The organism is Paenarthrobacter sp. NPDC057355 (assembly GCF_042667405.1).
In the GTDB taxonomy this organism is placed as follows: domain Bacteria; phylum Actinomycetota; class Actinomycetes; order Actinomycetales; family Micrococcaceae; genus Arthrobacter.
This window is the reverse complement of the sequence record NZ_JBHVAL010000015.1, coordinates 1-25,568: the sequence shown is the minus strand read 5'-3', so window position 1 is coordinate 25,568 and position 25,568 is coordinate 1. Positions and strand designations below refer to the sequence as shown.

The window sequence follows — 25,568 nt, the reverse complement described above, 5'->3', positions numbered from 1 at the left end:
GCTGACATCGTCGGTGGTGCTGGCTACGCTGGGTGAAGATTGCTTTGCAGCCAAGTAATAAGAGTGCATATGATCATCAGGCTCTACCGATGTTCTCGACCACAGATAGGTAAGCCCGGGTATGGCCGAAGCCATGATTGAGTTCCAGAGCGTGACCAAGCAATACCAGGGCGGGCAACCTGCGGTGGATGCTCTCACCATGTCCATCGACAAAGGTGCCATCACCGTGTTCGTGGGGCCCTCAGGCTGCGGCAAGACCACCTCCCTGCGCATGATCAACCGCATGGTCGAACCCACCAGCGGAACCATCACCGTAGCCGGCGACGACGTGTCCCAGGTTCCGGCGGCCCAGCTCCGCCGTTCCATGGGCTACGTCATGCAGTCATCGGGTCTCTTGCCGCACCGCTCCGTGCTGGACAACATCGCCACGGTCCCGCGTCTTAACGGCGTCCCCAAGGCAGCTGCGCGCAAACGCGCGGCCGAACTGCTCGACGTCGTCGGGCTGGCTTCAGTTCTGGGCAAGCGGTACCCAAGCCAGCTCTCGGGTGGTCAGCAGCAGCGCGTCGGGGTTGCCCGCGCGCTCGCTGCTGACCCGCCTGTCCTCTTGATGGACGAGCCGTTCAGCGCCGTGGATCCCGTGGTGCGCGATGAACTGCAGCAGGAGCTGCTGCGCCTGCAACGCGAACTTGCCAAGACCATCGTGTTCGTCACGCATGACATCGATGAGGCCACCGTGCTCGGTGACAAGGTGGCTGTCTTTGCAGTGGGCGGCAAGCTGGCCCAATACGCCGCCCCGGAGGAAATCCTCAGGGCGCCGGCCAACGACTTTGTGGCCTCCTTCGTCGGACGTGACCGCGGTTTCCGGCACCTGGCCTTCAACGCAGCAGATTCCGTGACGCTGCACCCGGTGACCATGGTCAAGCCCACCGACGGCCACAGCGCAGGGCGTCGTTCGGGGGAGTGGGCCTTGGTAGTGGACGAGGAGTCCCGCCCGCTTGGGTGGTCCTCGCCGCGTGACGGCGCCGGGCTGGTCCCTGGCGGTTCCCTCTTCCGCAAGGGGGACACGCTGCGCCGCGCCTTGGACGCTGCGTTGTCGTCGCCGTCGGGCCTTGGGGTGGCAGTGGACGACGACGGCCGGGTCGCCGGAGTCCTGAAGGCTCCGGAAGTCCTGGCCCTGATCGAGGAAGTCCGGCACCACAGGGAGGACGCCACCTGATGGAGTGGTTCCTTGCCAACATTGGAATGATTCTGGGACTGGCCGGCCAGCACCTGGTGCTCGCGGTCATTCCCATGGTTCTTGGACTGGTGATCTCTGTTCCCTTGGCGCAGCTTGCGCGGCGGAACAGCACCCTCCGCTCAGTGGTGGCTACCGCCACGTCGCTGCTCTACACCATTCCATCGCTGGCGCTGTTCATCATTCTTCCCACCATTCTGGGAACGCGGATCCTTGACCCCCTGAATGTGGTGGTGGCGCTGACCATCTACGCTGTTGCCTTGCTGGTCCGGGCGGCGATGGACGCGTTCGACTCCGTGGACGACGACCTCCGCAACGCAGCCATTGCCATGGGTTTCAAGCCAACAGCCCGGTTCTTCCAAGTGGACCTGCCATTGTCCTTGCCAGTGTTGTTCGCCGGGCTCCGGGTGGTGTCCGTCAGCAATATCTCCCTTGTCAGCGTCGCGGCCCTGCTGGGGGTGGGCAACCTGGGCGTTCTCTTCACCGACGGGTTGCAGCGGACTTTCATCACCGAAGTTGTGGTGGGGATCCTCGCCATTCTCGTTTTGGCGTTGCTGATGGATGCTGTCCTTGTGGTGCTGGAGCGGCTCCTGACGCCCTGGACCCGGGCGGCGGGCGGTAAGCCTTCCAGCGCTGACGCCGCCACCTTGGCTACGGAGCCCAAAAGCGGGCCGGCCGTGGCACACGCAGGTTTTCGTCCGGATCCGGGGGCGTCGGCATGAATATCTTTGCCGATACCCTCGCCTGGCTCGCCGACCCCAAACACTGGAACGGAAGCGGCGGCATTCCCACCCGCTTGCTCGAACACCTGCAATACAGCGGCCTTGTGCTGCTCATCGCCGCGGTGATCGCCATTCCCGTGGGCCTCTTTATTGGTCACACCGGACGGGGCCGTGTTGTGGCGGTTGCTGTGGCCGGCGCCCTCCGCGCCCTGCCCACTCTTGGCTTGCTGGTCCTTTTTGCCTTGCTGGCCGGCAGCGGTCTCATGCCGCCGGTGTGGGCCTTGGTGATCCTCACGGTGCCACCGCTTCTGGCCGGTACCTACGCCGGCATCTCCAGCGTTGATGCCAACGTCGTTGACGCTGCCAGGGCCGTAGGCATGACTGAACTGCAGATCCTTTTCCGGGTGGAACTGCCCAACGGCCTGCAAGTGATGTTCGGTGGCATCCGCACTGCGGTGCTGCAGGTCATCGCTACTGTTTCCGTGGTGGCGTACCTGCCCCTGGGGGGACTGGGCCGCTATCTGTTCGACGGCCTTGTCCTGCAGGATTTCCCCCGGATGCTCGGTGGTTCGTTGCTCATCGCCGGCCTGGCCATCGCCGTGGACCTGATCCTCGCCGCGGTGCAACGGCTGGTCCTCTCACCAGGTCTTACCCTCGACTCAAAAGGCGGCCATAAGGCAGCCGAAGATCTCACAGCCGCGGCTCCAGCCGGGGCTGCCGTTCAAGGAGGTACACCATGAAGAAACCCGTCCAAGTGACCCTTACGCGCCGTGGTCTTGGCGGCCTTGCAGCCGGACTGGGTGTGGCCCTCGCCTTGAGCGCGTGCGGTGGCAGCCCCCTGTCCAATCCCTCCTCCGCCGCGCCCAGTGGCTCTTCCGGCGGCGGTTCCCTGGTAGTCGGCTCGGCCGATTTCCCCGAGAGCCAGGTGATCGCCGAGATCTATGTCGGTGCCCTCAACGCAGCAGGACTCACGGCAACGTCCAAGCCGAACATCGGTTCCCGTGAGATTTACTTCAAGGCTGTGCAGGATGGCTCTGTGGACCTCGTCCCTGACTACTCGGGTAACCTCCTTTCCTATGTGGACACTGAAGCCACCGAAGTTTCGGCCGAGGACGTTTACAAGGCCCTCCCCGGAAAGCTTCCCGAAGGACTGGGTGTCCTGGATGCGTCCAAGGCGGAGGACAAGGACGCCATGGTGGTTACCAAGGCCACTGCTGAGAAGTACCAGTTGAAGTCCATCGAGGACCTCGCCAAGGTCTGCAAGGACTTCACCATGGCAGCTCCGGCCACCTTCGAGACCCGCTCGTACGGCTTCCCGGGCCTGAAGAAGAACTACAACTGCGAGCTCAAGGGCCTGCAGCCGTTCAGCGACGGCGGTGGAAACCTGACGCTGCAGGCGTTGCTGGAGGACAAGGTCCAGGTGGCTGACATCTACACCACCACACCTTCGATCGTCGACAACGACCTCGTTGTCCTTGAGGACCCCAAGAACAACTTCAAGGCCCAGCAGGTCCTGCCGCTCTACAACAAGTCCAAGATGACCGACAAAGCCAAGGAAGCGCTCAACAATGTTTCCAAGATCCTCACCACCGATGACCTGATCAACCTGAACCGGGCCGTCAGCGGCGACCAGAAGCAGTCGCCCAAGGACGCCGCAGCCGCTTGGTTGAAAGACAAGGGCATCGTCAAGTAGCCGCACAACAAGACCTCGCACGACGGCGGTGACGGACCCGCGCGGGACCGTCACCGCCGTCGTCGTATATGTGAGTCAAGTCTCAGCTGAAGTACATCACCCGTGTGGCATATTTGAGGAATGGCGAATTTCAAGCAGTCCACCAAGCTTCATAATGTCCTCTACGACATCCGTGGACCGATTCTTCAGGCCGCCCAGCAGATGGAGGCGGAGGGTCACAGGATCCTCAAACTGAACATCGGAAACCCGGCCCCTTTCGGCTTTGAAGCGCCTGACGCCATCTTGGTGGACATGATCCGCCACCTGCCCAATGCCCAGGGCTACAGCGATTCCCGAGGCATATTCTCTGCCCGAACGGCCGTTTCCCAGTATTACCAGACCCGCGGTATCCAGAACATCCACGTGGACGACATTTACCTCGGCAACGGGGTCAGCGAACTCATCACCATGTCCCTCATGGCACTGCTGGACGACGGGGACGAGGTCCTGATTCCCACCCCGGACTACCCGTTATGGACTGCCTCTGTTGCCCTGGCCGGCGGCCGCCCCGTGCACTACCTCTGCGACGAGGACTCGGGGTGGCAGCCTGACCTTGAGGACATGGAAGCCAAGATCACGCCACGAACCAAGGGCATCGTGGTCATCAACCCGAACAACCCCACCGGTGCGGTCTACCCGGAGGAGACCCTCAAGAAGATTGTGGCTTTGGCCGAAAAGCACGGCTTGGTGTTGTTCGCCGATGAGATTTACGAAAAGATCCTGTACGAAGACGCCGTGCATGTGAACTTGGCTGGACTGACCGGGGACGACGTCCTCTGTTTGACGTTCAGCGGGCTTTCCAAGGCCTATCGCGTCTGCGGCTACCGTGCCGGTTGGATGGCGATTTCCGGGCCGAAGAAGGACGCTGCGGATTATTTGGAAGGCATCAACCTGCTGGCCAACATGCGGCTCTGTGCCAACGTCCCTGCCCAGCACGCCATCCAGACGGCACTCGGTGGCTACCAGAGCATCAACGATCTCATCCTTCCCGGTGGCAGGCTCCTGGAACAGCGCAACAAGGCCTATGACCTTCTCAACGCCATCCCCGGCGTCAGCACCCAGCAGGCGAGGGGCGCCCTGTACTTGTTCCCGAGGCTGGACCCTGAGGTCTACCACATCAGGGACGACGAGAAGTTTGTCCTTGACCTGTTGAAGGAACAGAAGATCCTGGTTTCCCACGGACGCGCGTTCAACTGGGTCCGCCCGGACCACTTCCGCATGGTGACCTTGCCCAACGTCAAGGACATTGAAGAGGCGATCGGCCGCATGGCGGACTTCCTGTCGAGGTACCCGGGCAACTAGCCTGAGGTTCACAGCCGCGTCACGAGGGTGCGGTCGGGGAAGAAGGGTGCGCCACATGGCTGCTGTAGTTGAGTTCGCCAAGAGTCCAGCAGAAGTCCTGAGGGTCGGGCCCGGATTTTCGCTGGCAGGTGTAGATCCTCAATCCACCCCCGGTTATTCGGGGACCAAAGCAGACGGAAAAGCCCTGCTCGACGCTCAGGACGACCGCCTGGCAGAACTGCAGGAGCAGCTCTTCGCCGAGGGCAAATTCGGCAGCTCCAAGAGGCTCTTACTGATACTCCAGGCCATGGACACTGCGGGCAAGGGCGGAATCGTGAGCCATGTGGTGGGCGCCATGGACCCGCAGGGAGTTCACCTGGCTGCCTTCAAGGCCCCCACTGACGAGGAAAAGTCCCATGACTTCCTGTGGCGGATCGAGAAGGAGGTGCCGGCAGTGGGAATGGTGGGGGTTTTCGACCGCTCACATTACGAGGACGTCCTGATCCATCGCGTGCACGGCTGGGCCGATGGCAAGGAGTTGGAGCGGCGGTATGCGGCAATCAACGACTTTGAAGCGCGCCTTGCGGAACAGGGCACAACGATCGTCAAGGTCATGCTGAACATCAGCAAGGACGAACAGAAGGAGCGGCTCCTCGCCCGACTGGACGACCCCGCCAAACATTGGAAGTACAGCCGGGGCGACCTCGCGGAACGCGCCTACTGGGACGACTACATGGCCGCCTACAGTATTGCTTTCGACAAGACCTCAACGGATGTCGCGCCATGGCACGTGGTACCGGCCAACAAGAAGTGGTACGCGAGGATTGCCGTTCAACAGCTGCTGCTGGAAGCTTTGGAAGGCCTGGATTTGGACTGGCCCAAGGCCGACTTCGACGTCGCGGCGGAGCGGGCGCTCGTAGCACAGTCCTAGAGCCATACGGCTACTGGCCTTGCGGCTACTGCGGGGCGCCCGGTGACGTACCGCCGTCGTTCCCTGCGTCCCGGGCTGTCGCCAGACGTTTCCGGGCGCCTTCCAGCCAGTCCTCGCAGCGCTTGGCGAGGGCTTCTCCCCGCTCCCAGAGGGCCAGGGACTCTTCGAGGCTGGCGCCGCCTGCCTCGAGGCGGCTGACCACGGCCACAAGTTGTTCGCGCGCTTCTTCGTAGCTCAAGCCGTCCAAGGATCCGGAGGCGGCTGCGTTGTTTTCAGTCATGATGTCCTTACGTGGATGTTCAGTGGCAGCGGATTCAGGGGTCACGGCGTTCAACGTGGCCCGTGGAGACGGCCGTGAATCTCCCGTGGGCCACTCGAACGGCCAGTGCTGTCCCGTCCGGTGCCTCCTCGGGACTGCTGACTACGTGGTGTCCCGCCTGGTCTTCCCCAACGAGTTGGACGACGGCGTAACCGCGGTCCAGGGTCTTTTGTGGCGACAGTGCGCGGACCTGGGCACGCAAGTGGTGGACTTGGTCCCATGCCCGCACGACTGCTGTGCTGACCGCGGAATGCGTCCTGCGCTGCAGGCGGTGGATATCCTCCGCCCGGGCGTCCACCATGGAAGCCGGTGATGCCAGGACCGGCCTGGACTTCAGGGAATGGAGCCTGTCTGTTTCCCGGTCCACCAGGCGGCTGATTCCACGACGAAGGTGGTCCCTCGCCTGGCGGACCATGGCCAGCTCTTCTGCGACATCGGGGACAATCCGCTTGGCGGCATCCGTGGGTGTGGAGGCGCGCAGATCCGCTACATCGTCCAGGATGGGTCGGTCCGCTTCATGTCCGATGGCACTGACCACCGGCGTGGTTGCTGCTGAGACGGCACGGATGAGGTCCTCATTGCTGAAGGGGAGAAGGTCTTCCAGGGCACCACCGCCGCGGGCGAGCACGATGACATCAACGTGGGGATCGGCATCCAGTTTCTTCAATGCAGCGATGATCTGGGCGACGGCGGTGTTGCCCTGGACGGCCACTTCCCGAACGTCGAACTCAACGGCGGGCCATCTCAAGGCGGCATTGCGCATGACGTCTTTCTTCGCATCCGAGTCCCTGCCGGTGATCAGGCCGATGCGGTGGGGGAGCAGCGGCAGCTTGCGCTTCCGGGAATCGGCAAACAGGCCTTCGGCGGCCAGCGCCTGACGCAGCCTTTCGATCCTCACCAGAAGGTCACCGAGTCCCACCGGACGGATGTCCTTGACGGACATGTTCAGGCGACCGGTCTTCACCCAGAAGTCAGCTTTGACCAGCGCCACCACCCGGGATCCGCGCTCCAGAGGTATCTTCTGCCGGTCCAAAACGGTGGACCACACAGACGCGGGCAGGGAAATTTCTGCATCCACATCACGAAGAGTGAGGAAAGCGTTGCCGCCCCTGCGGTTCATTTCAATGACCTGACCCTCGATCCATGCCGCCGGCGCACGCTCGATGTGGGCCTTGAGCTTGCGGGAGAGCAGCTGCAGTGGCCAAGGGTTGTCCGGGCTGGTTTCGGCAGCAGTTCCCGGAAGGGTTGATTCAGGCATGGCTTCAGCGGACATGGCTGGTCCATTCCTGTCCCGGTCGCTGGGCTTGTGGCTGCATTGTTATGGTCCTCGTTCAGGGGTGGGCCCTTGGATGGCGGCCGCCTTCCAACTCTATCCATAGCTTGATCCCCGGCACCGACATTTTTCCTATCATGTGGACAGACCTAGGATGGTGGCACTGCCCCCGACTCCGAGGATGATTTTGCGAACTTTTGTCTCAGTAGTTGGAGTGGTCCTCGCCGTGCTACTCACGGCCGTCGCCGTTCCTACAGCGTGGGTGGACCAGAACATCGTCAAAGAAGATGGCTTTGTCCGCCTCGCTGGCTCCCCGGGCAACGACCCCGGGTTCCAGAGCCGGCTGGCCGCGGCGGCTGTAGGAACCTTTGAGTCCTCAGTGGATCTGCCCGAGCCCATCCAGTCCGTTGCATCCGATGCCCTGCGAAAAGCTGCCTCGGGAATGCAATCGTGGAGCGACTACCCGCAAGCGTGGCAGGACACGGTCAGGAACAGCCACAGACTCAATTTCGGCACAGTGGACCAGCCGGAGGAAAACCGCGCAAGTACAGCCTTGGTTCTCGATATTGGTCCCATGGTCAGGCTGATCCGGGACCACTTCGCCGAGGCCACAACTATCCGCATTGACGTTCCGGCCGAAAGCCTGGTGTCGCTGGGTCAGCCTTCCCACCGCCAACTCGTTGAGCGCGTCGCTGCCTTCGCGCCTTTGTGGTGGGTGGCGGCCCTCGGAGCCGCGGTATCTGCTCTGCTTGCACTCGTCGCGGCACGCCGGCGGTCGCTGGTGCTGGTGTTCCTTGGCCTCGGTGGGCTGGCACTTGCAGCCCTCTGGACCGCAGGAGCTGATCTCGCCGGATCAGTGGTGGGTAACCTCGACAGTGCCAACAGTGTGGCGGAGTTGTTCAAGGATGAATTCCTCACGGCTGCGCGGGCCGGATTCGGGGAATGGGTGGGGACTTCGGTGGTGGTATCCGGCGTCGTTCTTGTGGTCGGTGTCATAGCTGCAGTGGTGTCAGGGCGACAACGGTCACGTTCTGCCCGCAGCTAAAGTCCTGGCCGGTAGCATGGAGGCATGACCAGCACAGCAGTTTCCATTCCTATGCCAACGGTGCCCCGCAGACGGCGATCTCCGGAAGAGGTACAGGCAGCGGCCCCTGTTACGGGTCCCAAGAAGGTCCTGCTGGCAGCTCCGCGCGGCTACTGTGCCGGTGTCGACAGGGCTGTCATTGCTGTTGAAAAGGCGCTGGAGCACTATGGGCCGCCCGTTTACGTGCGGAAGCAGATCGTCCACAACGTCCACGTGGTCAGCTCCCTGGAGGAACAGGGTGCCATCTTCGTCGAGGAAACCGACGAAGTTCCCGAGGGTGCACTGGTGATTTTTTCGGCGCACGGCGTTTCCCCCGCCGTCGTCCAGTCGGCGGAAGACCGTGGCCTGCGCACCATCGATGCAACGTGCCCCTTGGTCACCAAGGTCCACCGTGAAGCTGTCCGGTTTGCCAAGGACGACTACGACATCCTGCTGATCGGCCACGAAGGCCATGAAGAGGTCGAGGGAACCGCAGGCGAAGCCCCTGAGCACATCCAGATCATCAACGGACCCCACGAGGTGGACAAGGTCACCGTCCGTGATCCCGAGAAGACCATCTGGCTTTCGCAGACAACGCTCAGTGTCGACGAGACCATGGAGACGGTTCGCCTGCTCAAGGAGCGTTTCCCCACGCTTCAGGACCCGCCCAGCGACGACATCTGCTACGCCACCACCAACCGCCAAGTGGCCATTAAGAAGATTGCTCCCCAGGCCGATCTGGTGATCGTCGTTGGCTCGGCAAACTCCTCCAACTCGGTCCGCCTGGTCGAAGTTGCCCTTGAATACGGTGCCAAGAGCTCGTACCGGGTGGACTTCGCCAACGAGGTGGATGAGGCCTGGTTCGAGGGCGTAGCCACCGTGGGTGTGACGTCGGGGGCGTCCGTTCCCGAGGTGTTGGTCCAGGACGTACTGCGACTCCTCGCCGACTATGGATACGGCGAAGTCCAGGAGGTTGTGACGGCAGAGGAAGACCTTCTCTTCTCGCTGCCCAAGGAGCTGCGCGCCACCTTGAAGAAGGCAGGCGATGTGTCCCGTGCCCTCGGCGGACGAGGGAACCGGCCCACCTCCTAGCTGTGGAAACCGGGCAAACTGGAAGCTGAAAAGAGTCCCGCAGCGGCCTGCCATCTGGGCGGCGCGCTGCGGGACTCTTTCGCTGGGACGGTTTTGTTCAGGCGGCAGACTCGTGGTCTTCGCGGTCCTCGAGGAGTTCCGGCGCTGCCAGGGCCCGGGGGACTGCTTCGACTGACGGCGGGGCGGTGAGCCCGGCGTCGTCCATGGTGTTGAGTTTGCGGGCTGTCGGCAGGACGCGCGCCTCCAAGGTCCCCACCAGGGCGTTGTAGCGGTCCACGGACGTCTTGAGGGAGCTTCCCAGCTTGCTGACGTTCTCACCAAGCGTGCCCATGCGTTCGTAGAGCTGCTTGGCAAGTTCAAACAGCTCGTGTGCACTGTCGGTGAGCACATCCTGCCGCCAGGTGAAGGCCACAGACTTCAAGACAGCCAACAGCGTTCCGGGCGAGGCCAGGACCACGTTCCGGGAGAGGGCGTGCTCCAGCAAAGCGGGGTCCGCCTCAAGAGCAGAGGCCAGGATGGACTCGGCCGGCAGGAAGCAGATCACAAGCTCGGGGGAGTTGCCTGGGATATCCCAGTACTTCTTGGCAGCCAGGGCGTCGATGTGGGCCTTCAGCGCCTTGGCATGCTGGGCCAGGAGCGTTTTCGAATCCTGCCCACTGGCAGCCGGGACGGACTCGCCAAGGGAGCCGGCTCCGTGCAGTTGTTCCTGGGCAGCGAGGTAGGAGGCCAACGGGACCTTGGCGTCCACCACCAGTTGCTTGCCGCCGGGAAGCTGAACCACGAGGTCAGGCCTCAAGGTGTTCTCGGTTTTGCCGGAATGTACCTGTTCGTGGAAGTCGACGTGGCGCAGCATCCCCGATGCCTCCACCACCCTGCGGAGTTGGACCTCGCCCCACTGGCCACGTGCGCTGTTGGAACGCAGCGCCGAAGCCAGGGCATGGGTCGACCTGAGGAGCTGTTCATCGGAAAGACGGGCATCCTGGAGTTGTTGGGCAAGCTGGCCGTATTGCTCCACGCGGTCGCGTTCCAGCAGTGAGACCTGCTGCTGCACTGCAGTCAGTTTCTCGGCAACGGGAGCCAGCGCCCGCAGGACGCTGCCGTCCGAGTTCCTGGCCGCGCTCAACTCACGGTTCTGCGTAAACAAAAGCCGCCGCTCGGCGTCGGCCGCTGCCAACTGGGCAGTCACCTCCGAAAGCCGCGACGAAACGGCGTCGAAGTCCTCTTCCAAACCTGAGCCCCGGCGTCGGAAAACAACGTAACCGGCAGCGAGACCGACCGCAGCGCCGATCAGCAGCATCAGCAGGGCCAAAACCAATCCAAATCCATCCATGAGCCAACCCTGTCACAGGGGTACGACAGTTTTAGCGAGGCGCCCGCTGGGAGGGGCGTCGGCAGGCATCGACAAGCGGAGACGCGGCTCCAACGGGTAGAATCAATGCTCGTGGCTCTTACTATTGGCATCGTCGGACTGCCCAACGTCGGCAAATCAACCCTTTTCAACGCACTGACCCGCAATCAGGTGCTCGCTGCGAACTATCCCTTCGCAACGATCGAACCGAACGTTGGCGTCGTGAACCTGCCGGACCCGCGCCTGGCGAAGCTGGCCGAGATCTTCGGTTCGCAGAAGCTGCTGCCGGCGCCTGTGTCCTTCGTGGACATTGCGGGCATCGTCAAGGGCGCCTCCGAGGGCGAAGGGCTGGGCAACAAGTTCCTTGCCAACATCCGCGAGGCTGAGGCCATCGCACAGGTGGTCCGTGTGTTTGACGACCCCGATGTCATCCACGTCGATGGCAAGGTGGACCCGCGCTCCGACATGGAGACCATCAACACCGAGCTGATCCTCGCTGACCTTCAGACCATCGAAAACGCGATCCCGCGCATCGAAAAAGAAGTCAAGATCAAGAAGCGCGATGCCGCAGAACTGGCCGCCATCAAGGCCGCCCAGGTTGTGCTGGAACGTGGCGACACCATCTTCTCTTCCATCAAGAGCGACAAGCTTGAGATGGCTCACCTCAAGGAGCTCGGTCTCCTGACGGCCAAGCCCTTCATCTACGTCTTCAACGCCGACGAGGGCATCCTCGGCGATCCCGCCAAGCAGGAGGAACTGCGTGCCCTGGTGGCCCCTGCGGACGCCGTCTTCCTCGATGCCAAGCTCGAGTCCGACCTCGTTGAGCTGGATGAGGAAGAAGCCCGCGAGATGCTGGAAATGAACGGCCAGTCCGAGTCCGGCCTGGACCAGTTGGCGCGCGTTGGCTTCCACACCCTCGGTCTGCAGACCTACCTCACGGCTGGCCCAAAGGAAACCCGCGCCTGGACCATCCGCCAGGGTGACACGGCACCGCAGGCAGCCGGGGTGATCCACTCCGACTTCCAGCGCGGCTTCATCAAGGCCGAAGTTGTCTCATTCGATGACCTCATCGAGGCCGGTTCCATGGCCGAGGCGAAGTCCCGCGGCAAGGTCCGCATCGAAGGCAAAGAGTATGTAATGGCCGACGGCGACGTGGTGGAGTTCCGCTTCAACGTCTAGTCAGGACCGGGGCCATTTGGGCGCCGACGCCTCAACAGGGCCGCAGGCCATGGAGTTCACCACTTCATGGCCTGCGGCCTTTGCTGTTGGTCGGGAGGCCGACCGACGTGTTTCCTAGGAGTCCTTGGGCTTGTCCCCGGCGGTTGTTTTGGCGTCGGGTTCCGGGACGTCGTGGACCTTTTTCGGGATCTTTCCCTCGACGTCGGCAGGTACCGGAGGATCTTTTTCTTCGTCTGTGGACATGGGCCAAGCATAGTGGGGTCGGTTCGCGAGAGGCCGCCCAGGTGAAAGTTATTCACATACGCCTTTTGGCCTGTCCCTTTCCACCATCCGGCTGAGCACACTCGGCATATGGGAATCAGATACTACGCGTATGCCTTCGACGGCGATGTCACCGATCTAGCGCTTGCCGATCCGAGACGTTTTCTATCGTCGGATCCACTAGCCGACGGATGGGACTCATGGTTGCGCGTTCTCACGCCGGGGGAAATGGCGGCGGTGTCCCAGGACCTGAATCGCATCTCTGAGAACGATCTGAGGCAGCGGCTACCCGCTGTACCGCGCGCCGACCAAGAATCTGAGGTGAGCTATGCAGCTCATTACCTGCAGCAGGCGAAGAGCTTTGTCTCGAACCTTGTGACGAGCGGGCGCGGAATGGTGTATCTGATCGGATGAGCGAGAACTCGGCTTCCGTCATGCCGGTTCTGGGTCGGACTGCTGGCTGTCGCGGCGTTTGCCGCGGAAGCCAGCGAATTGCCGGGGTGGCAGGCTCCGGTCAAGCCGAACCTCTTCAATACGAAACCGGGTTCAAGCTTGTCCAAAATCCTTCCTGTCCTGCTGTCAGACAGCGTATGCTACCACCGAGTAACGTATGACTTGAAATTCCCGGCGTTTTAGGCATGTAGAGGTTGCGGAACGGTTACAGTTTGGCCAGCATGTTCCAACATTCGGACGCAATATGGGTAGGCTTACACTCACATGTAGGCAACGTCACAGTAGGAAACTGTGCCGTGCTTGGGGGAAACCACGAAACTTCCCCTGCTCAACTCCCTGACTAATAGGAGGCGGAATGCGTTTCTCGCGCACTTCCAAAGCTCTAGGCGTAGCGGCGATCATCGCCCTCGCAGTGACCGGTTGCGGCGGCGGCGGCGGCAGCAACACGAACAGCTCGGCCGCAGCTGACCCGAACAAGGTCATCTCCGCGTACAGCAACGAACCGCAGAATCCTCTGCTTCCGGCCAACACCAACGAGGTGTACGGTGGCCGCGTCGTCGAGTTGCTGTTTGAGGGCCTTCGTGCCTATGACTCCGACGGCAAGCCTGTCAACGCACTGGCAGAGTCGATCGACACCACCGACTCGCAGAACTGGACCATCAAGGTCAAGTCCGGCGCCAAGTTCACCAACGGCGAGGCCATTACGGCCAAGACGTTCGTTGACTCCTGGAACTTCGCCGCACTGAGCACCAACCTCCAGAACAACGGCTTCTTCTTCGAGTCCATCGAGGGCTACGCCGATGTCAGCGCGGTCAACGAGACCACGGGCGCTGACGGCAAGAAGACCTCCACGCCGGCACCGACGGCACAGACCATGTCCGGTCTCGTCGCCAAGGATGACCAGACCATTACGGTCAAGCTCTCTCAGCCCGAGGCCGACTGGTCCCTGCGTCTTGGCTACTCCGCCTTCTACCCGCTTCCCTCCGAGGCCCTGAAGGACCCGAAGAAGTTCGGCGAGAACCCCATCGGCAACGGCCCGTACAAGTTTGAAAAGGAAGGTGCCTGGGTACACGACCAGTCCATCTCCCTGGTCAAGAACGCTGATTACAGCGGCCCGCGCGCTGCCAAGAACGGTGGCGTGACCTTCAAGTTCTACACCGATCCCGGCCCCGCATACACGGACCTCCAGGCAGACAACCTCGACGTTACTGACGTCGTACCGTCAAACGCACTGAAGACGTACACCACGGACTTCCCGGATCGTAACTCCACCCGGCCGAACGCGAACAACGCCACCCTCAACATCCCGGGCTACAACCCGAACTTCCAGGGTGAAGCTGGAAACCTGCGTCGCCAGGCTCTTTCCCACGCCATCAACCGTGATGAGATCACCAAGGTCATCTTCAACGGCACACGTACCCCGGCCACCGAGTTCACCGCACCGGTCCTCGACGGCTACAACGATTCCATCCCTGGAAGCGACGTCCTGAAGTTTGACGTCCAGAAGGCCAAGGACCTGTGGGCACAGGCCGAGAAGATCAAGCCTTATGACGGCTCCAAGCCGCTCCTCATCGCCTCCAACACTGATGGTGGCAACAAGGAATGGATCGACGCCGTAGCCAACGGTTTCAAGAACAACCTCGGCATCCAGGCTGAAATCCAGCCGTTCGCGAAGTTCGCTGAAGTTCTGGACCTGCGCAAGTCGCAGTCCCTCCCGGGTCTGACCCGCGCCGGCTGGCAGGGTGACTACCCGTCCCTGTACAACTTCCTGGGACCGGTGTGGGCCACCAACGCATCGTCCAACTACGAGAAGTACTCGAACCCTGAGTTCGACAAGCTCCTCAAGGAAGGCCTTGCAGCCAAGACGCCCGAGGACGCCAACAAGAAGTTCAACCAGGCACAGGAGATCCTCTTCAAGGACCTCCCCGGCCTGCCGCTGTGGTACCGCGCAACCCCGATCGTTTGGAGCAACAACGTTGTCTCGGCCGAAACCGGCTGGAACGGCGGCATCCGTTACTTCGACATCGAGGCCAAGTAGTCCTCAGGATCTGAACTTGCCGTAAGGCAAAGGGGGTCCGGCCAACGCGCCGGGCCCCCCTTGCTTGCTTGGCAGGAAGGCACACATGAAATTCCCAAGCCCAACCAATGGAGAGGGGTGACCGGTGGTTCGCTTCATATTCCGCAGGCTCCTCCAGGTCATCCCGGTTTTCCTGGGGACCACGCTCCTCGTGTACTACATGGTCTTCGCACTTCCCGGTGACCCTATTGCCGCGCTCTTCGGTGAGCGCCAACCCCCGCAAAGCGTCATCGACGCCTTGCGCGCCCAGTACAACCTGGATCAGCCGTTCTGGGTTCAGTACGGGCTCTTCCTCAAGAACTTGTTCACGTTCAACCTGGGTGTCGACTTTACCCAGCAGCCCATCGCAGCTGCGCTGGCCCGGGCTTTCCCCGTTACCGCCATGCTCGCGATCGAGGCCCTCATTATCCAGGCCGTCTTTGGCATCGCTTTCGGTGTCTTTGCCGGGCTGAAGAAGGGCAAGCTGTTCGACTCCACGGTCCTGGTCGTTTCACTTCTGGTGATCGCCGTTCCCACGTTCGTTCTCGGCTTCGTTTTCCAGCTCATCTTCGGTGTCCAGCTCGGATGGGCCAAACCCACCGTGGGCGCCAATGCGGACTGGGGCAACCTGATTCTTCCCGCAGTTGTTCTGGGCCTGGTCTCCTTCGCCTATGTCCTTCGCCTGACACGCGCGTCCGTGAGTGAAAACATGAACGCGGACTACGTCCGGACGGCCACGGCCAAGGGGCTGTCCCGTCCCCGCGTGGTGATCGCCCACATCCTCAGGAACTCGTTGATTCCGGTAGTGACCTACCTGGGTGCCAACCTTGGTGGACTCATGGGTGGAGCCATTGTCACGGAGGGCATCTTCAACGTGCCCGGAGTGGGAAACAAGCTCTTCCAGGCCATCCAGCGCAGCGAGGGACCAACCATCGTAGCCATCGTCAGCGTCCTGGTCCTGGTCTTCGTTATCACCAACCTCCTGGTTGACCTCCTGTACGCCTGGCTTGACCCGAGGATCCGCTATGACCAGTAACACTGAACACTTTGTGGCTCCCGTTGAGGAGACACCGCTCCTGGCAACAGATGCCGTCAAGACAGATCAGGCTCCACTGAGCCTTTGGGCCGATGCGTGGCGCAAGCTGCGCCGCCGCCCCCTGTTCATCGTCTCCTCGCTCCTGATCCTCCTCCTGGTGACGGTGGCACTGTTCCCGGGGCTCTTCACGAGTGTCGAGCCGAACAGCGACTGCCAGTTGGCCAACTCCGAGGGCGCGCCCACCGCCGGCCACCCGCTTGGTTTCACTCTGCAGGGCTGCGATGTTTACTCACGAGTCATCCACGGCACACAGGCGTCTTTGTCCGTTGGCGTTCTGTCTGTCCTCGCCGTCGTCATCATCGGTGTCACGCTCGGCGCGCTGGCCGGTTACTACGGTGGATGGCTCGACGCCGTCCTCGCCCGTCTCGGCGACATCTTCTTCGCCCTGCCGATCATCCTTGGTGCCCTGGTCATCACGCAGCTTCCCTTGTTCCGTGAGAACAGGAGCGTCTGGACGGTGGTCATGACCATATCCCTGCTTGCGTGGCCACAAATGGCGCGCATCACCCGCGGTGCGGTCATTGAAGTGCGGAACGCAGACTTCGTTACGGCCGCCCGATCCTTGGGCGTGTCCAAGTTCGGTGCCCTAGTGAAGCATGCGCTGCCAAACGCGCTTGCGCCCGTGATCGTGCTGGCAACGCTGGAACTGGGCGTGTTCATCGTGCTGGAAGCCACGCTGTCATTCCTCGGCGTCGGGCTGCCAGGCAGCGTGATGTCATGGGGTAACGACATTTCCGCGGCCAATGCGTCCATTCGCACCAACCCCGGAATCCTGCTTTATCCGGCAGCCGCCCTGTCCATCACCGTCCTGAGCTTCATCATGCTTGGCGACGCCGTCCGCGATGCTCTTGATCCCAAGAGCCGTCAGCGCTAAGGAGGCGAACATGACTTCTGCCAACATCAGAATTGATGAAGCCACGGCACCCGTGCGGCCAATCCTCGAGATCAAGGACCTGGCCATTACCTTCAAGACCAGCGGCGGTGAGGTCAAGGCGGTTAAGAACGCCCATCTGACCATCATGCCGGGCGAGACGGTCGCTATTGTTGGTGAGTCGGGTTCAGGAAAATCGACGACGGCGCTGGCCGCCATCGGTTTGTTGCCCAACAACGGCCGCGTCTCGGGTGGGCAGATCCTGCTCGACGGCGAGGACATCGCCCACGCGCCGGAGAAACGCATGATTGAGCTCCGCGGCAGTCACATCGGCATGGTTCCTCAGGATCCGATGTCCAACCTGAACCCGGTCTGGAAAATCGGTTACCAGGTCCGCGAAACCCTGAAGGCCAATGGCCGTCCGGATGGACCGGAAGACGTTGCCCGGGTCCTTGCGGAGGCCGGCCTTCCTGATGCTGCACGCCGTGCAAAGCAGTACCCCCACGAGTTCTCCGGCGGTATGCGTCAGCGTGCACTGATTGCCATCGGTCTGAGCTGCCAGCCCAAGCTCCTGATCGCCGACGAACCAACGTCGGCTTTGGATGTCACGGTTCAGCGCAGGATCCTGGATCACTTGGACAAGATGACCACCGAGCTTGGTACTTCGGTGCTGCTCATCACCCACGACCTCGGACTCGCTGCAGAGCGTGCGGACAAGGTCATCGTGATGTACCAGGGCAATGTGGTGGAGGCAGGGCCTTCCCTGGAGTTGCTCCGTAACCCGCAGCACCCCTACACCCGACGCCTTGTCGAGTCTGCGCCGTCACTGGCCTCGCGCCGGATCCAGGTTGCCAAGGAACAGGGAGTGGAAGCGGGAGACCTGTTGGCTCCTGTGGCCGTCGCCCAGGAACGGGCAACGGATGACGTCCTCCAGATCAAGAACCTGCGTAAGGTCTACAAGTTGCGCCAGGGTCTGGGGCAGGCGACCGACTTCGCAGCGGTGGACGACGTCAGCTTTGCCGTAAAGCGCGGAACAACAACGGCAATTGTGGGGGAGTCCGGTTCAGGCAAGTCCACTGTTGCCAAGATGGTGCTCCAGCTTGAAAAGCCTACAGAGGGCCAGATCGTCTTCGACGGTGTGGACACTGCAGGGCTTAAGGGCAAGGAACTCTTCAAGTTCCGCCGCCGCGTGCAGCCCATCTTCCAGGACCCCTACGGTTCCCTGGACCCGATGTACAACATCTTCAGGACCATTGAAGAGCCGTTGCGCGTCCACAAGATCGGGAACGCCGCCAGTCGCGAAAAGAAGGTACGCGAGCTGCTGGACCAGGTGGCTTTGCCGCAGTCCATGATGCAGCGATACCCGAACGAGCTCTCCGGTGGTCAGCGTCAGCGTATTGCAATCGCACGCGCCTTGGCCTTGGACCCGGAGGTCATCATCTGCGACGAGGCCGTATCCGCATTGGATGTCCTGGTCCAGGCGCAGGTACTGAACCTGCTGGCCGACCTTCAGGACAACCTCGGATTGACCTACCTGTTCATCACCCACGACCTCGCTGTGGTCCGCCAGATCGCAGACCACGTGTGCGTCATGGAAAAGGGCAAGCTTGTGGAAACTGGCAGCACTGACGACGTCTTCGAGAATCCCCGGGAGGCCTACACCCAGGCCCTCCTGGACGCGATTCCCGGTGGTTCGTTGCTCCTGCCGCCTGCGGTAGCCTGACCGGCGTCGTAATTTCAAAGCAAGAGCCGGTGGTTCCCTCAAGAGGGAACCACCGGCTCTTACCTAATTAACCGAGGTCAGCCTATTTGGCCGCCGAAGAACTGTCGGGGCGCGCCGTGAGCCCCAAGGCCGTTAGCTCGCGGGCCAGTGCTACGCCGAGCTTTGCGTGCCCGGTAGGCCTGAGATGGACGCCGTCCTGGAGGTCTCCGATGGCGTCGTAGCGGGTCAACCAGTCGCCGGCACTGACGAACGGAATGCCATGTTTGGCCGCGATCCGTCCGAGGAGTGCGTCCACTTCAGTCCGGCGTCCGCCGCCGTTGCTGACCCCGCGGGCCAACGTGCCGATCATGGCCAGCCGCGAACCGGGGTAGCGGGTTTTCAGGGCAGCCAGGAGCCGCTCTGCGTTGCCGGTGATCTGTGCGTCCGTGGCCCGCTGGGTGGCGTCGTTTCCGCCGCCTTCCACCACAATCAAAGGTGGCTCGCCGTAGGGGAGTACCCAATCGCCGCGTTGCAAGGCGTCGATGTAGTTGCCCGTCTTGCCATTCGTCGCCACATATCCGGTGCCGCCCATTCCCACCACGTGCAGCTTGTACCCCAGGGCTGCGATGCCCTGCTGGGGCCAGGAACCTGCAGGCATGGCCTGTGAATCGCCGATCAGTACCGCCGTGTGGCGGACATCGGCCAGCACCAGTTCGTTGCGGTTGTTAGCTGGATTCTTATAAAGGGAGCCGGCCGGCAGGTTCAAGGCACTGGGTTCGGGCGCTACCCTGAGCGGCTTGTCGGCAGCAGCGGTCCGGGCAGGCGCGGGCGCAACGGATGGAGCGGGGGCACTATTTGGCACTGGTCCGCAACCAACCACCAGGACGCCGACGGCGATCAATGGTGCGATCATGCGGAACGCGGCCGAAGATTGACGCATGGATTGCTCTCCGTGGGGCACTGGTTCTGCTGCAATCATCAAGCACCGACGTTCGAAAATCCAGCATCTTGACTTGTGTTTACGAACACGTGACCTCCTGTGACCAGCGCCACATTCCAGAGAATAATGGCTTGCTTTTTAGGCTCATAAATGCATCTGCGTTTAGACTGGATGAAGGTGCCCTGTGTCGCGGGGTCTTTTCGCTGTGTGTTCCGATCAAGTCGATCAGGTATGCGCGCGGATACAAACAGCTGACTTCACCACTGAATCGAGTCATTAACGCATGTCTGAAACCATCACCAACACTGCGTCGCGGAGCGATCTGCGCAACGTCGCGATCGTCGCACACGTTGACCACGGTAAGACCACCCTGGTCGACGCCATGCTCAAGCAGACCAACTCCTTCGCTTCCCACGGTGAGGTTGAGGACCGCGTCATGGACTCCGGTGACCTGGAGCGCGAAAAGGGCATCACCATTCTCGCCAAGAACACCGCGGTTGCCTACAACGGCCCGTCGTCCAACGGCGAGACCATCACCATCAACGTCATCGACACCCCCGGCCACGCCGACTTCGGTGGCGAGGTGGAGCGCGGTCTGTCCATGGTTGACGGCGTTGTCCTGCTGGTCGACTCTTCCGAGGGTCCCCTCCCGCAGACCCGCTTCGTGCTCCGCAAGGCCCTTGCTGCGCACCTGCCCGTCATCCTCCTGGTCAACAAGACCGACCGTCCTGACGCCCGCATCGACGAGGTTGTCCACGAGTCCATGGACCTGCTCCTTGGCCTCGCCTCGGACCTCGCGGACGAAGTTCCGGACCTGGACCTGGACAAGGTCCTCGAGGTTCCCGTCGTATACGCCGCCGCCAAGGTTGGCCGCGCGTCCCTGGAGCAGCCGGCCAACGGCTCGGCCCCGGAGAACGAGGACCTCGAGCCCCTCTTCAAGACCATCATCGAGCACATTCCGGCTCCCACGTACAACCCGGACGGCGTGCTGCAGGCACACGTGACCAACCTTGACGCGTCGCCGTTCCTTGGCCGCCTCGCCCTGCTCCGTATCTACAACGGCACCCTCCGCAAGGGTCAGACCGTTGCCTGGGCGCGCGCAAACGGTGAACTCAAGAACGTCAAGATCACCGAACTCCTGGCCACCAAGGCGCTGACCCGCGTTCCTGCAGACGAAGCCGGTCCCGGTGAAATCGTCGCAGTTGCCGGTATTGAGGACATCACCATTGGTGAAACCCTCACGGATGCAGAGAACCCGCAGCCGCTGCCCCTTATCACGGTTGACGATCCCGCGATCTCCATGACCATCGGTATCAACACCTCCCCGCTGGCCGGCAAGGTCAAGGGCGCCAAGGTTACCGCGCGCCAGGTGAAGGACCGCCTGGACAAGGAACTGATCGGTAACGTCTCCATCAAGGTGCTCCCCACCGAGCGTCCTGACGCCTGGGAAGTCCAGGGTCGTGGCGAGCTCGCCCTGGCCATCCTGGTTGAGCAGATGCGTCGTGAAGGCTTCGAACTGACCGTCGGCAAGCCGCAGGTTGTTACCAAGACCATCGACGGCAAGCTGCATGAGCCGATGGAACACATGACCATCGACGTGCCGGAAGAGTACCTCGGCGCCGTCACCCAGCTCATGGCCGCCCGCAAGGGCCGCATGACCAACATGGCCAACCACGGCACCGGCTGGTGCCGCATGGAATTCATCGTTCCTGCCCGTGGCCTGATCGGTTTCCGTACCCGGTTCCTCACGGACACCCGCGGTGCCGGTATCGCAGCTTCCATCTCCGAAGGCTACGAGCCGTGGGCCGGCCCCATCGAATACCGCACCAACGGTTCGATGGTTGCCGACCGCGCCGGTGTTGTGACCCCGTTCGCCATGATCAACCTCCAGGAGCGCGGTTCCTTCTTCGTGAAGCCCACGTCCGAGGTTTACGAAGGCATGATCGTTGGCGAGAACTCCCGCGCCGACGACATGGACGTCAACATCACCAAGGAAAAGAAGCTCACCAACATGCGTGCTGCTTCCTCCGACTCCTTCGAGAACCTGACGCCGCCGCGCGAGCTGACCCTCGAAGAGTCCCTCGAATTCGCCCGCGAAGACGAGTGCGTCGAGGTGACCCCGGAAGACATCCGTATCCGCAAGGTCATCCTCGACTCCAACGAGCGCGCCAAGGCCAACCGCGCCCGCGCCAAGGCCTAATCGCTACTGGTTCTGAACCAGTCAGCAACAGCCGTATGAAGAGGGGAGTCGCCGGTACCGTCCGTAGCATTGCTGCGGCCGTACCGGCGGCTCTTTTCGTTGCTGCGGCAGGTACGGCACTGCACCGGCAGTCGGGCGTCTGGTCCGGTGTCGAAATTTTCTGGGGAGTTGCTGCCGCGCTGCTGCTGCTCGCCTCAGTCCAACTGTGGCTGGCGGCGTGGTTCCGCTCCATCCTCCCGACGGCGGTGGCAGGCGTGGTGGCCTATGCCGCCGTCGGCGTCTTGTCGTCTGCGGGACCCGGGAAGCAACTGGTGCTCGGCGATACGCCGGGGACTGTGTGGATTTACGGCATTGGTGCTGTGACGCTGGTCATGCTGGTCGTTGCAAGCCGTCTCCGGGCTACCGGGCCTGCCGCCTCGGCGGTGGCGGCGGTACCTCCTTCGCCGCGATGACCAGCGCCAGGGGAATTTCGACGTCGGTGGTCCGGGTCCGTACGGTGCATGCGGTGTCATTGCTGGCCAGCAGGTAGCCCAGCGCGTCAGTGAGCCCGTCGTCGATCCTGTACCGCACCACCACCCGTATGCCCGGCGTTGCGTTGAGCAGGAACTCCCGTGGAGGCAAATGTGGCGGATTCACCGTTTCATACTAAGACGCGGGCTAGGTTGGCGTGATCGCACTGTTGGATAATAGGCTCGGAAGTTGAGTGCCCGGCATGATGCCGGCCGTATTACCCGGCCATGGCCGGGACAAACCGTGGAGAGGTCTGGGACGTGACGTACGTAATCGCGCAGCCGTGTGTGGATGTCAAGGACAAGGCATGTATTGAAGAATGCCCTGTCGACTGCATTTACGAAGGTGAGCGTTCCCTCTACATCCACCCCGACGAGTGCGTCGACTGTGGTGCGTGCGAACCTGTGTGCCCCGTGGAGGCCATCTACTACGAAGATGACACCCCGGAAGAGTGGGCCGACTACTACAAGGCCAACGTTGAATTCTTCGACGACCTCGGTTCCCCCGGTGGCGCCGCCAAGGTAGGCAACACGGGCAAGGATCACCCGTTCATTGCCGCTCTGCCGCCGCAGAACCAAGACCACTAAGGGCGGTTGCATCTTTGATCTCCGCGGCCCCCGCCTTTGGCCTTAACCTGCCCGACTACCCATGGGAGGCCATGGCGCCGTACGTTGCGACGGCGTCCCAGCACCCGGGTGGGGCAGTGAACCTCTCCATCGGAACCCCTGTGGACCCCACGCCAGGACTTATCCGTGACGCACTGGCGGCGGCATCGGATGCCCACGGCTACCCAACGGTTCACGGCACTGAGCCGTTGCGCCAAGCCGTCGTCGACTGGTTTGCCAGCAGGCGCGGGGTGCCGGGCCTTGATCCCAAGGATGTGCTCCCAACGGTCGGCTCCAAGGAACTGGTGGCTTGGCTGCCCTTCCTGCTCGGGCTGAGCGCGGGCGATGTGGTTGTCCGCCCCACTGTTGCCTACCCGACGTATGACATCGGGGCCTCCTTGGCGGGGGCTACTGCGGTAGCCGCCGACGACCTGGACGAGCTCGAGCCGGCTACCCGTGCGAAGGTCCGCCTGGTCTGGATCAACTCACCGGGCAATCCCACGGGAAGTGTTCGCGACGTCGAGTCTCTGCGCCGGATCGTGGGCCAGGCCCGCGAGGTGGGTGCAGTAGTGGCTTCGGACGAATGCTACGCGGAACTTGGCTGGGGCGAATGGGATGTCCAGCGCGGCGGAGAAGCTGTCCCCAGCATCCTGGATCCCAGGGTTACCGGTGGTTCCACCGATGGCCTGCTCAGTGTCTACTCCCTGAGCAAGCAATCCAACCTTGCCGGCTACCGTGCGGCCTTCGTCGCCGGTGATTCGGCGATCATCGCCAACATGGTCAACAGCCGCAAGCATGCCGGCATGATCGTACCGTTCCCGATCCAGGAGGCCATGCGCGTCGCTTTGGGCGACGCCGGCCACGTCCTGGCCCAGAAGGAGCTGTACAGGGGGCGACGTGAGCGTCTTGTTCCGGCGCTCGAGCAGTTCGGACTGCAGATCCATGAGTCGAAGGCCGGGCTTTACCTGTGGTCCACGGCCGGCGAAGCCACCTGGGACACCGTTGCCAGGTTCGCTGACCTGGGCATCGTCGTAGGCCCCGGTGTTTTCTACGGAGACGCCGGCAATGGGTTTATCCGCGTCGCACTGACCGGCACAGACGAGCGAATCGATGCCGCCGTAGAGAGGCTTGTCGCCAACGCATAACAATGCTGTGACTTGCGCCACTTATGGCGTCATTCCGCCAGTAACCGGAGGCTACGGATTAGTTCCGCAGGGTTACTGGCGGTAGCTTTTAACTGACTATCAATGGTGGCCTTCTCTAAGAATGCACTCCGGCCGTTGGAGCTCTGCAACAGCAGGCCTTGCAACGGCGGCACCAGAAGGTGGTTGGACAAGCGTTCGATAGAGGCCCAAAGGCCTCATGAAGGGGACTCCATGACTGAGACCACCAGCGCGACACTGCGCCATGCCGGCGGCGAACTCGAACTGCCGCGCATTAAGGTTGTAGAAGGAAACGAAGGTTACGACGTTTCCAAGCTGCTGAAGCAGACGGGCGCCGTTGCCTATGACCCCGGCTTCATGAACACAGCGGCCACCACCTCGGCCATTACCTACATCGACGGCGACGCAGGCATCCTGCGCTACCGCGGTTACCCCATCGAGCAGCTCGCGCAGCACTCGAGCTTCCTCGAAGTTTCCTACCTGCTGATCTACGGCAACCTTCCCACCCCCACGGAGCTGGAAGAGTTCGATCAGCGCATCCGCCGCCACACGCTCCTGCACGAGGAACTCAAGGGCTTCTTCGGCGGCTTCCCGCGCGATGCCCACCCGATGCCGGTTCTTTCTTCGGCCGTCTCGGCGTTGTCCACCTTCTACCAGGACTCGCTGGATCCGTTCAATGCCGAGCACGTGGAAGTTTCCACTATCCGCCTCATGGCCAAGCTGCCCGTCATCGCGGCCTACGCACACAAGAAGTCCATCGGGCAGCCCATGCTGTACCCGGACAACTCCATGAACCTGGTGGAGAACTTCCTGCGCCTGAGCTTTGGTCTTCCGGCTGAGCAGTACGAGATGGATCCCGTGGTGGTCAAGGCTCTGGACCTGCTGCTCATCCTGCACGCAGACCACGAGCAGAACTGTTCCACGTCCACCGTTCGCCTGGTGGGCTCGTCCAACGCGAACCTCTTCGCTTCGGTTTCGGCCGGCATCAACGCCCTCTTCGGACCCGCCCACGGTGGCGCCAACGAGGCCGTCCTCAAGATGCTCCGCCAGATCCAGGCCGACGGCATCAAGCCCGAGGACTACATGGAGAAGGTCAAGAACAAGGAAGACGGCGTCCGCCTCATGGGCTTCGGGCACCGCGTCTACAAGAACTACGACCCCCGTGCCAAGATCATCAAGGCAACGGCCCACGAGGTCCTGGGCAAGCTCGGCGGCAACGACGAACTGCTGGACATCGCCATGCGTCTCGAAGAGAAGGCACTTGCGGACGACTACTTCATCCAGCGCAAGCTGTACCCGAACGTCGACTTCTACACCGGCCTCATCTACAAGGCGATGGGCTTCCCGGAGAAGATGTTCACCGTTCTCTTCGCCATCGGCCGCCTCCCGGGCTGGATTGCCCAGTGGCGCGAAATGATCAACGACCCCCAGACCAAGATCGGCCGCCCGCGGCAGCTCTACACGGGGGAGCCGGAGCGCAACTACCCGGCCAACTAGTCCGGCAATAACGACGGCGGCCGCCCACCTCGCGCGAGGC

Annotated in this window: 25 protein-coding genes; 19 read left to right on the top strand and 6 right to left on the bottom strand. The window is 62.2% G+C overall.

All coding sequences use genetic code 11. The annotated features are described in order from the left end of the window. Positions 1-121: 121 nt before the first annotated feature. The 6 genes from ACFUOZ_RS15635 to ACFUOZ_RS15610 all read left to right on the top strand — a co-directional run bounded on the left by ACFUOZ_RS15635 (position 122) and on the right by ACFUOZ_RS15610 (position 5,900). Entirely contained in the window at positions 122-1,216 is a 1,095-nt protein-coding gene (locus ACFUOZ_RS15635; protein WP_377549730.1) for an ABC transporter ATP-binding protein, read from the top strand. Beyond that, positions 1,216-1,956, top strand: a complete 741-nt coding sequence (locus tag ACFUOZ_RS15630) for an ABC transporter permease (protein ID WP_377549728.1) — start codon at positions 1,216-1,218, stop codon at positions 1,954-1,956. Before ACFUOZ_RS15635 ends, ACFUOZ_RS15630 begins: the two co-directional genes overlap by 1 nt. Beyond that, complete coding sequence (locus ACFUOZ_RS15625; protein ID WP_377549726.1) at positions 1,953-2,696, top strand: ABC transporter permease; 744 nt, start codon at positions 1,953-1,955, stop codon at positions 2,694-2,696. Before ACFUOZ_RS15630 ends, ACFUOZ_RS15625 begins: the two co-directional genes overlap by 4 nt. Continuing rightward, complete coding sequence (locus tag ACFUOZ_RS15620; protein WP_377549724.1) at positions 2,693-3,649, top strand: ABC transporter substrate-binding protein; 957 nt, start codon at positions 2,693-2,695, stop codon at positions 3,647-3,649. The genes ACFUOZ_RS15625 and ACFUOZ_RS15620 overlap by 4 nt, the downstream gene beginning before the upstream one ends. A gap of 120 nt (positions 3,650-3,769) precedes the next feature. Further along, positions 3,770-4,990, top strand: coding sequence for a pyridoxal phosphate-dependent aminotransferase (locus ACFUOZ_RS15615; RefSeq protein ID WP_377549722.1), 1,221 nt, complete (start codon positions 3,770-3,772; stop codon positions 4,988-4,990). Between the two features lie 55 nt (positions 4,991-5,045). Continuing rightward, positions 5,046-5,900 carry a polyphosphate kinase 2 family protein gene (locus tag ACFUOZ_RS15610; RefSeq protein ID WP_377549720.1) on the top strand — a complete coding sequence of 285 codons (855 nt, stop codon included), beginning with the start codon at positions 5,046-5,048 and terminating at the stop codon, positions 5,898-5,900. A gap of 25 nt (positions 5,901-5,925) precedes the next feature. On the opposite strand, the gene ACFUOZ_RS15605 is transcribed toward ACFUOZ_RS15610, so the two are convergent. Continuing rightward, entirely contained in the window at positions 5,926-6,180 is a 255-nt protein-coding gene (locus tag ACFUOZ_RS15605) for an exodeoxyribonuclease VII small subunit (protein ID WP_377549718.1), read from the bottom strand. Between the two features lie 34 nt (positions 6,181-6,214). After that, positions 6,215-7,492: an exodeoxyribonuclease VII large subunit gene (gene xseA, locus ACFUOZ_RS15600; RefSeq protein ID WP_377549716.1), complete on the bottom strand. Its 1,278-nt coding sequence runs from the start codon at positions 7,490-7,492 to the stop codon at positions 6,215-6,217. A 181-nt stretch (positions 7,493-7,673) separates the two neighbouring features. Between xseA and ACFUOZ_RS15595 the strand changes: the two genes are divergently transcribed. After that, positions 7,674-8,537, top strand: a complete 864-nt coding sequence (locus tag ACFUOZ_RS15595; protein WP_377549714.1) for a hypothetical protein — start codon at positions 7,674-7,676, stop codon at positions 8,535-8,537. 24 nt (positions 8,538-8,561) lie between these two features. After that, the gene (locus tag ACFUOZ_RS15590) at positions 8,562-9,647 is read left to right on the top strand and encodes a 4-hydroxy-3-methylbut-2-enyl diphosphate reductase (protein ID WP_262275525.1); all 1,086 of its coding nucleotides are present in this window, start codon (positions 8,562-8,564) and stop codon (positions 9,645-9,647) included. A gap of 97 nt (positions 9,648-9,744) precedes the next feature. Here the strand turns inward: ACFUOZ_RS15590 and ACFUOZ_RS15585 are convergent, their stop codons facing one another. Then, the gene (locus ACFUOZ_RS15585; protein WP_377549711.1) at positions 9,745-10,977 is read right to left on the bottom strand and encodes a DNA recombination protein RmuC; all 1,233 of its coding nucleotides are present in this window, start codon (positions 10,975-10,977) and stop codon (positions 9,745-9,747) included. A gap of 111 nt (positions 10,978-11,088) precedes the next feature. Here ACFUOZ_RS15585 and ychF point away from each other — a divergent pair, with 111 nt between their 5' ends. After that, entirely contained in the window at positions 11,089-12,174 is a 1,086-nt protein-coding gene (gene ychF, locus ACFUOZ_RS15580; protein WP_377549709.1) for a redox-regulated ATPase YchF, read from the top strand. Positions 12,175-12,288: 114 nt separating this feature from the next. Here the strand turns inward: ychF and ACFUOZ_RS15575 are convergent, their stop codons facing one another. Then, positions 12,289-12,417: a hypothetical protein gene (locus ACFUOZ_RS15575; RefSeq protein WP_377549707.1), complete on the bottom strand. Its 129-nt coding sequence runs from the start codon at positions 12,415-12,417 to the stop codon at positions 12,289-12,291. Between the two features lie 108 nt (positions 12,418-12,525). Between ACFUOZ_RS15575 and ACFUOZ_RS15570 the strand changes: the two genes are divergently transcribed. The 5 genes from ACFUOZ_RS15570 to ACFUOZ_RS15550 all read left to right on the top strand — a co-directional run bounded on the left by ACFUOZ_RS15570 (position 12,526) and on the right by ACFUOZ_RS15550 (position 18,634). Then, positions 12,526-12,849: a hypothetical protein gene (locus tag ACFUOZ_RS15570; RefSeq protein WP_377549705.1), complete on the top strand. Its 324-nt coding sequence runs from the start codon at positions 12,526-12,528 to the stop codon at positions 12,847-12,849. A 394-nt stretch (positions 12,850-13,243) separates the two neighbouring features. Further along, a complete protein-coding gene (locus ACFUOZ_RS15565; protein WP_377549703.1) occupies positions 13,244-14,926 on the top strand; it encodes an ABC transporter substrate-binding protein in 1,683 nt (560 codons plus the stop codon). Between the two features lie 124 nt (positions 14,927-15,050). Further along, complete coding sequence (locus ACFUOZ_RS15560; RefSeq protein ID WP_079580645.1) at positions 15,051-15,980, top strand: ABC transporter permease; 930 nt, start codon at positions 15,051-15,053, stop codon at positions 15,978-15,980. Next, positions 15,970-16,914: an ABC transporter permease gene (locus ACFUOZ_RS15555; protein WP_377549700.1), complete on the top strand. Its 945-nt coding sequence runs from the start codon at positions 15,970-15,972 to the stop codon at positions 16,912-16,914. The genes ACFUOZ_RS15560 and ACFUOZ_RS15555 overlap by 11 nt, the downstream gene beginning before the upstream one ends. A 10-nt stretch (positions 16,915-16,924) precedes the next feature. Further along, positions 16,925-18,634: a dipeptide ABC transporter ATP-binding protein gene (locus ACFUOZ_RS15550; protein WP_377549698.1), complete on the top strand. Its 1,710-nt coding sequence runs from the start codon at positions 16,925-16,927 to the stop codon at positions 18,632-18,634. Between the two features lie 82 nt (positions 18,635-18,716). Here ACFUOZ_RS15550 and ACFUOZ_RS15545 read toward each other — a convergent pair whose 3' ends face one another. Continuing rightward, positions 18,717-19,553: an SGNH/GDSL hydrolase family protein gene (locus tag ACFUOZ_RS15545; protein WP_377549696.1), complete on the bottom strand. Its 837-nt coding sequence runs from the start codon at positions 19,551-19,553 to the stop codon at positions 18,717-18,719. A 283-nt stretch (positions 19,554-19,836) separates the two neighbouring features. On the opposite strand from ACFUOZ_RS15545, the gene typA reads away from it, so the two are divergent. Then, positions 19,837-21,753 carry a translational GTPase TypA gene (gene typA / locus ACFUOZ_RS15540; protein ID WP_377549694.1) on the top strand — a complete coding sequence of 639 codons (1,917 nt, stop codon included), beginning with the start codon at positions 19,837-19,839 and terminating at the stop codon, positions 21,751-21,753. A 35-nt stretch (positions 21,754-21,788) separates the two neighbouring features. After that, positions 21,789-22,205 (top strand): hypothetical protein, encoded by a 417-nt coding sequence (locus tag ACFUOZ_RS15535; RefSeq protein WP_377549692.1) that lies wholly within the window; start codon positions 21,789-21,791, stop codon positions 22,203-22,205. Here the strand turns inward: ACFUOZ_RS15535 and ACFUOZ_RS15530 are convergent. Further along, positions 22,153-22,389, bottom strand: a complete 237-nt coding sequence (locus ACFUOZ_RS15530; RefSeq protein WP_377549690.1) for a hypothetical protein — start codon at positions 22,387-22,389, stop codon at positions 22,153-22,155. The two genes, ACFUOZ_RS15535 and ACFUOZ_RS15530, sit on opposite strands and share 53 nt — an antisense overlap. Positions 22,390-22,523: 134 nt before the next feature. Between ACFUOZ_RS15530 and fdxA the strand changes: the two genes are divergently transcribed. The 3 genes from fdxA to ACFUOZ_RS15515 all read left to right on the top strand — a co-directional run bounded on the left by fdxA (position 22,524) and on the right by ACFUOZ_RS15515 (position 25,528). Continuing rightward, complete coding sequence (gene fdxA / locus ACFUOZ_RS15525) at positions 22,524-22,850, top strand: ferredoxin (RefSeq protein ID WP_211711286.1); 327 nt, start codon at positions 22,524-22,526, stop codon at positions 22,848-22,850. 14 nt (positions 22,851-22,864) lie between these two features. Further along, on the top strand, positions 22,865-24,013 hold the full coding sequence (dapC, locus tag ACFUOZ_RS15520; RefSeq protein ID WP_377549688.1) for a succinyldiaminopimelate transaminase: 1,149 nt from the start codon (positions 22,865-22,867) through the stop codon (positions 24,011-24,013). A 231-nt stretch (positions 24,014-24,244) separates the two neighbouring features. Then, a complete protein-coding gene (locus ACFUOZ_RS15515) occupies positions 24,245-25,528 on the top strand; it encodes a citrate synthase (protein ID WP_018776553.1) in 1,284 nt (427 codons plus the stop codon). Positions 25,529-25,568 lie beyond the last annotated feature (40 nt).